At 68.3% G+C, this 6064-nt stretch carries 5 protein-coding genes; 1 reads left to right on the forward strand and 4 read right to left on the reverse strand.

What is annotated here, in order from left to right; genetic code table 11:
- Positions 1-2 precede the first annotated feature (2 nt).
- On the forward strand, positions 3-671 hold the full coding sequence (locus tag ABF821_RS19360; protein WP_415531258.1) for an ABC transporter ATP-binding protein: 669 nt from the start codon (positions 3-5) through the stop codon (positions 669-671).
- On the opposite strand, the gene ABF821_RS19365 is transcribed toward ABF821_RS19360, so the two are convergent.
- The 4 genes from ABF821_RS19365 to ABF821_RS19380 form a co-directional block, all read right to left on the reverse strand.
- Positions 643-2934 (reverse strand): GH92 family glycosyl hydrolase, encoded by a 2292-nt coding sequence (locus tag ABF821_RS19365; RefSeq protein ID WP_415531259.1) that lies wholly within the window; start codon positions 2932-2934, stop codon positions 643-645. The two genes, ABF821_RS19360 and ABF821_RS19365, sit on opposite strands and share 29 nt — an antisense overlap.
- A gap of 66 nt (positions 2935-3000) precedes the next feature.
- A complete protein-coding gene (locus ABF821_RS19370; RefSeq protein WP_415531260.1) occupies positions 3001-3936 on the reverse strand; it encodes an ABC transporter substrate-binding protein in 936 nt (311 codons plus the stop codon).
- Positions 3933-4514, reverse strand: a complete 582-nt coding sequence (locus tag ABF821_RS19375; protein WP_183010355.1) for an ANTAR domain-containing response regulator — start codon at positions 4512-4514, stop codon at positions 3933-3935. The genes ABF821_RS19370 and ABF821_RS19375 overlap by 4 nt, the downstream gene beginning before the upstream one ends.
- A 50-nt stretch (positions 4515-4564) precedes the next feature.
- Positions 4565-6064, reverse strand: a 1500-nt coding sequence (locus ABF821_RS19380; RefSeq protein WP_415531261.1) for a sulfite reductase flavoprotein subunit alpha, incomplete at its 5' end; no start/stop codon positions are given.

The following is a 6064-nucleotide window of genomic DNA, read 5'->3' on the forward strand; positions in this document are numbered from 1 at the left end:
CGATAAGGGGGGGCGAGATGGTTGCGCTGCTGGGGCCGAACGGGGCGGGCAAGACCACTCTGCTGCGGCTGGTCCTGCGGCTGTTGCAGCCCGTGTCGGGGCGGGTGCTGCTCGACGGGCGGTCCATTTCGGGTATGACACGACGCGCGCTGGCGACCCATCTGGCGTATGTGCCGCAGGGGCATGGGGTCGTCTTTCCCTATCGGGTGCGCGATGTGGTGGCGTTGGGGCGGTTGGCCGGTGGGGCGATGCTGGCACCGGTTGTGCCGGCGGCGGATCGTGAGGCCGCCGAACAGGCGTTGGCGCGGCTTGCCGTGGGCCATCTGGCGGATCGGTCCTATGCCGCGCTCTCCGGGGGCGAGCGGCAGGCGGTTCTGATCGCGCGGGCGCTGGTTCAGGGGGCGCGCCTGCTGGTGCTGGACGAACCGGAGACCGGTCTGGATTACGGGCAGCAGCAGCGCCTGTCCGACCTGCTGCACCGGTTGGCGGCCGAGGGCTATGGCATTCTGGCCACGACGCACGACCCGTTGCGCGCCGCGCGGATTTTTGGCCGCGCGATCCTGATGCGTGAAGGGCGGATCGTCGCTGACGGGCCGGCCGGCGACATATTGTCGGCTCGGGCGATTGCGGACCTGTATGGACTCAAGGCCGTTTCGGCTGGGCCTGCATGACGAAATGCAGTGCGCCGCCCTTGAGGATGTCGGCATGTCGCAGGTGCAGCAGGTCCTGCGGCTTGCCGTTGAGGGTTACGGACGCGACATAGGGGTGATCCGCGTCCAGATGGTCGGCCGTCATGGTGAAGGTGCGGCCATGGGGCAGGTGGATCACGGCTTTTGACAGGAACGGGCGGCCGATCGTGTAGTCGTTGCTGCCGGGTGCGACGGGATAGAAGCCCAGCGCGGTGAACAGGTACCACGCCGATGTCTGGCCCAGATCGTCATTGCCGGCCAGGCCGTCGGGACGGGCGTTGTACTGGCTCTCCATGATCTGGCGCAGGCGCTGCTGCGTCTTCCATGGGGCGCCGGCATAATCGTAGAGATAGGCGATATGGTGGCTCGGCTCGTTGCCGTGGGCGTACCAGCCGATCAGGCCGCTGATATCTTCGACATTTTTGAATTGTGCGGGCTCGACTTTCGTATCGAACAACTCGTCCAGTTTCGCGATGAAGGTCGCGTTGCCGCCGATGGTCGCGATCAGGCCGGGAACGTCCTGCGGTACGAACCATAGATATTGCCACGCATTGCCCTCGGTATAGTCGCTGCCATAGGCCGCGGCGGTGGGGTCGAAGGGCGTGTGGAATGCGCCGGTGCTCAGGCGGGCGCGCAGGAAGCCGGTCTTGGGGTCCCACTCGTTGCGCCAGTTGCCGGCGCGTTTCTCAAATTCTTCCGCAATGTGCGTCTTGCCCATCGCGCGGGCCATCCGGGCAAGGGACCAGTCGTCATAGGCGTATTCCAGTGTCTTGGAGCCGGCTTCGGCTTCCCTGTCGATCGGGACGTAGCCCAGCTTGATGTAGTCCGTCAGGTCGCCGTAGACGGGTGACGTTGCGGAGGCGACCATTGCATTCAATGCGGCGTCCGCGTCGAAACCGCGTACGCCCGCGAGATAGGCGTCGGCGATGATCGGCACGGCGTGGTAGCCGGTCATGCACCATGTCTCCAGCCCCTGATAGGACCAGACCGGTAGGAGGCCCACCGGGCTGGCCTGCTGGGCCGCGATCAGCGACCGCACGAACTGCGTGCTCATGTCCGGGCGCAGCAGGGCCATGAGCGGTTGCTGGGCGCGATAGACATCCCAGGTGGACCATGTGGAGTAGAAGCCGAAGCCCCGCGCCTTGTGGATCTCCTGATCCGGGCCGCGATAGTCGCCGTTGGTGTCCATGCTCAGGGTCGGGGCGAGCATGGCGTGATAGAGCGCGGTGTAGAACTGCGTCTGCTGGTCCGGCGTGCCGGAGGCGTCGATGACCGACAGGGCGCGGTTCCATGCGGCGGTGGCGTCGGCGTGGCGGGCGTCGAAATCCCAGCCCTGGCCTTCGGCATCGAGATTGGCGATGGCGTTCGTTTCGCTGACGGGAGAGATCGCGACTTTGACTTCCAGCGGGCCATTCAGCTTGCCGAAATCGAAGACCGCTTCGACCGCGCGGCCGTTTTGCACGGTCCGATCTGTTGGCGCGTTGCCCGGCCCGCGAAAGCCGCGATAGGGCACGTTGGTTTCCCGATTGTAGAGCATGCGGGCGGTCGTCGGGCGGGAGAAGCGCATTGCAAAGCAGAGCGTGCGCCCCGGTGCCCAGCCGCGCGTGGTGCGGCAGCCTGTTACCGTGCCGTCCGCGCGCACCCGCAGCCGCGTCCACAGGACCTTGCCGGGATAGTCGTAGATGCTGGGCCGGAGATCCAGCAGCACATGGGCGGGTTTGTCGGCGGGGAACATGTAGCGGTGCCAGCCCACGCGCGGGCCGGCGGTGAGTTCGGCGCGGATGGCATAGTCGTCCAGCGTTACGGCGTAATATCCGGGGTGCTCGATTTCGGTGGCGTGGTGGAAGCGTGAGCGATAGCCGCTCTGCGGTCTGGCGGGGTCGCCCGGTTCCATCCTGACATCGCCGGAGATGGGCATGAGCAGCACGTCGCCGAGGTCGGAATGGCCCGCGCCGGAGAAGTGCGTGTGGGAGAAGCCCATGATGGTGGGATCGTTGTACCGATAGCCGCCGGCCCAGTCATAGGCGTGGTGGAAGTCCGGCATCGCGGTGTCGGGAGAAGGCTGGATCATGCCGAAGGGCACCGTCGCCCCCGGAAAGGTGTGCCCCGGCCCGCCGGTGCCGATGCGGGGGTCGACCAGGGCGGCCGGGCCACCGGCCGTCTCGTCGGCGGCCTGCGCGTGGCCCAATGCAAGGGCGACCGCCAGCATGGCGGACAGGCAATGCTCAATCGGGAGACGCTTCATGAATGGATCTTGGCTCGGGCAATGGGACGATCTGGAACGGGAGTGTCGCACATCGTGCGCTCTTCCCTAAACCCCCAGGATCTGGCGTTCGTCTTCATCGATCCAGCCGAGATCGAGCATGTCCTGCGTGATCCATGCGAAATCGGGATGTGTGGCCTCTTTCGCGACGAAGGTGACGGGTTCGGGCGTTGTGTTTTCGTCCAATGTTGCAAGGGTCGCGCGGGCGGGCAGGGCGAGGCCGCCCTTCTCGGGTGGCTGGGCGAGTTCCTGCGCCAGGGCGTGCCGGTTGTCCGGCACCCGGCAATAGGCCACGGCGTCGCGCAGGGCGGCTTTGACGCGGTCGGCCCTGTCGGTGATCCTGTCTGAAATGACGAGCAGTTTTTCGAGATGAAACGGCATGACGGTGGAGGAGCCGCCGACAAGGAAGCCGAGGCCGCGCAGGCAGGCTTCCGTGCCCCATGAGGGGCCGACGCAGCCGCCGTCGATGGCGCGATCGGCCAGGGCGCTGATCATGTCGGCGGGCGGCATGACGACCAGCTCGATCCCGCTGTCCATCTCCACCCCGATCTGTCCGAGGAAACGGCGCAGGATGAGCAGGTGGGTGGAATACATATGAACCACCGCGAGGCGCGGACGGCGGCCGATGGACTGTTGCCACCGGTCGAAAGCCTGTCCGCCCTCCGCGCCGGCCGGCCATGGGGTGGCGAGCGGGTTGGTGCCGCGCAGGACCAGCGTGTTGCCGCCGCGACTGAGCGTGCAGAGCGGGCGCAGGGATGCGGCGTGGCCGCGCCGGCCGAGGGCCGTCATGATGGCGAGCGGCGGAAAGATTACGGCGGCGTCGAGGGTTTTCCAGGCCAGGCCGTCGGCGATATTGGACCAGGAGGGGGAGAGCACGATCTCGGGCGCGATGTCGTGCCGGGCGAACAGGCCGTGATTGCGGGCGATGACGACCGGCGCGCTGTCGGTCAGGCGCAGCAGGCCGATGCGCAGGGCACGGGTCATGATTCGTCACCCTGCCCATGGGCGGCGAGGTAATCGGCGGCGACGGCGGCGATGCGCCGGGATTCCTGCATGGCGCGGCGGCGAAGCCAGCGATAAGCCTGATCCTCGGTGGTGTTTTCGGTCTTCATGAAAAGTCTCTTCGCCTGGTCGATGCGTTTCTGTTCCGCCAGTTTGCGCTGGGCTTCGGTCAGTTCGCCGCGCGTGCGCTTGAAGCGGGAATAGAGGGCGATGGCGGCGCGCAGCAGGGGTTTGACGTCGTCGGGCGGTGCTTCCAGGACGTTATAGGAGCAGATGCCGATATCGAAGGCGGTTTCCATCAGGTCCACGTCGTCCCTGTCGACGAACAGGGCGACGGGGCGTTCGAGCGCCGGCTGGGAGAGGGCGCGGATGCTGTCCAGCGCGTCGCGGTCCGCGCGGCCCATATCGACCAGCACCACGTCCGGATGATGCTGCCGCACGGCGTCGATCAGGGCGGTGCCGGCGGGGACGGACAGCACGCGCAGGGAGGGATCGGCCCGGAGATCGTCCGACAGGGCCCGCGCGCGGCGCGTGTTCGCGTCGGCGACCAGGACGGTCATCGGTGGGCGGGCCGTGCGGCCCGGGGGATCGGACGGGTTGTCAATCGGCATCAATAGACATCGCGCAGATAGCGGCTCTCCCGCGTCAGTGCGGTCATGAAACTGGTGGCGTCCGAGGTGGACAGGCCCCCGTGACGGGCGACGATCCTGTGCAGGGCGGCATCGACATCCCGTGCCATGCGGGCGGCGTCACCACAGACATACACGAAGGCGCCGGCCCGCAGCCAGTCCCACAATTCCGCTCCGGCTTCCTCCATGCGGTCCTGTACGTAGACGCGCGCCGACTGGTCGCGCGAGAAGGCCGTGTCCAGGCGGGTCAGGCAGCCGTCGGCGCGGAAGGACTCCAGCTCCTGCCGGTAATAGAACCCCTGTTCCGCATGGCGTTCGCCGAAGAACAGCCAGTTGCGGCCGGGTGCCTTGCGGGCCGCGCGGTCCTGAAGGAAGGCGCGGAAGGGGGCGATGCCGGTGCCGGGGCCGATCATGACGATCGGGGCCTCGTCATCCCGCGGCAGGCGGAAATGCGAGGTCGGCTGGAGGAACACCGGCACCTCGCCGCCATCGGCAAGCGATGCGAGCCAGTTGGAGCAGAGACCGGGCCACGGGTCGCGATTGACGCCCACGGTCAGTTCCACGACGCGGCCCGAGGCCCTGGGCGAGGAGGCGATGGAATAAAGGCGGGGCTGCATGCGCCGGAACAGGGGCGGGATGTCCTGCGCCGTGACCTTGAGCGCCGCGTCGCGCAGCAGGTGGGGAAGAAAACCGCCTTCGGCACAGCCCAGGGCGGCGCGCATGGCCGGGTTGGGGCGCGACAGGTCGAGATGGCGGCGCAGGGCCTCGCGGAGCCCCACGGTGCCGTGGCCGCGCAGGACGACCGGTGTTTCCTCCGGCAGGCGCAGGGCGGCCAGCGCGGCCTCGACATGGGCGGCGGGGTTGCAGGGCCAGATGCCCAGCGCGTCGCCCGGTTGCCAGGTGAGGCCGGTCGCGCCCAGGTCCAGGCCGATGCGGCGGGTGTCCTTGTCGGATGTAACCAAGTCGGTTGTGCCGGTGCACAGGGGCTCGTTGAGGACCAGGCGGGCGATGGCGGGGGCGGCGTGGGTGCCGAGGGCGGTGAGCAGGGTGCCGCGCCATGCCGCCACCGTGTCGTCGAAATCCGGTTCGCAGTCCGTGCGGTCCAGCAGCATGGTGGCGCCGAGGGCGCGGAGGCGCGCGTCGAGCGCGCGGCCGAAGCCGCAGAAACCGGCATAGGAGGAATCGCCCAGCGCGAGGATGGCGCAGGTGAGGCCCGGCAGCGGGGCCTCGCGCATGCGCAGGGCGTTCCAGAACGGCGTTGCGCAATCCGGCGGGTCGCCGTCGCCGAAGGTGGAGACGACGAAGATGGCCCGGCCGGGGCCTGGATCGCCGGATTCGCACTGATCGAGGCAGGCGAGGGCGACTGTGTGGCCGGCCTCGCGCAGCCAGGTGGCGACGGTGGCGGCGAGGGCCGCGGCGCGGCCGGTCTGCGAGGCCCACCAGACGCGGATGGCGGGTGGTGGCGATGCCGGGGCCAAGGG

The organism is Gluconacetobacter sp., assembly GCF_047721585.1.
GTDB lineage: Bacteria > Pseudomonadota > Alphaproteobacteria > Acetobacterales > Acetobacteraceae > Gluconacetobacter > Gluconacetobacter dulcium.

What these genes read in the sequence shown, in the direction of transcription:
- ABF821_RS19365 (WP_415531259.1), bottom strand. Translation starts at nt 2,934, where the DNA reads ATGAAGCGTCTCCCGATTGAGCATTGCCTGTCCGCCATGCTGGCGGTC.
- ABF821_RS19370 (WP_415531260.1), bottom strand. Translation starts at nt 3,936, where the DNA reads ATGACCCGTGCCCTGCGCATCGGCCTGCTGCGCCTGACCGACAGCGCG.
- ABF821_RS19375 (WP_183010355.1), bottom strand. Translation starts at nt 4,514, where the DNA reads ATGACCGTCCTGGTCGCCGACGCGAACACGCGCCGCGCGCGGGCCCTG.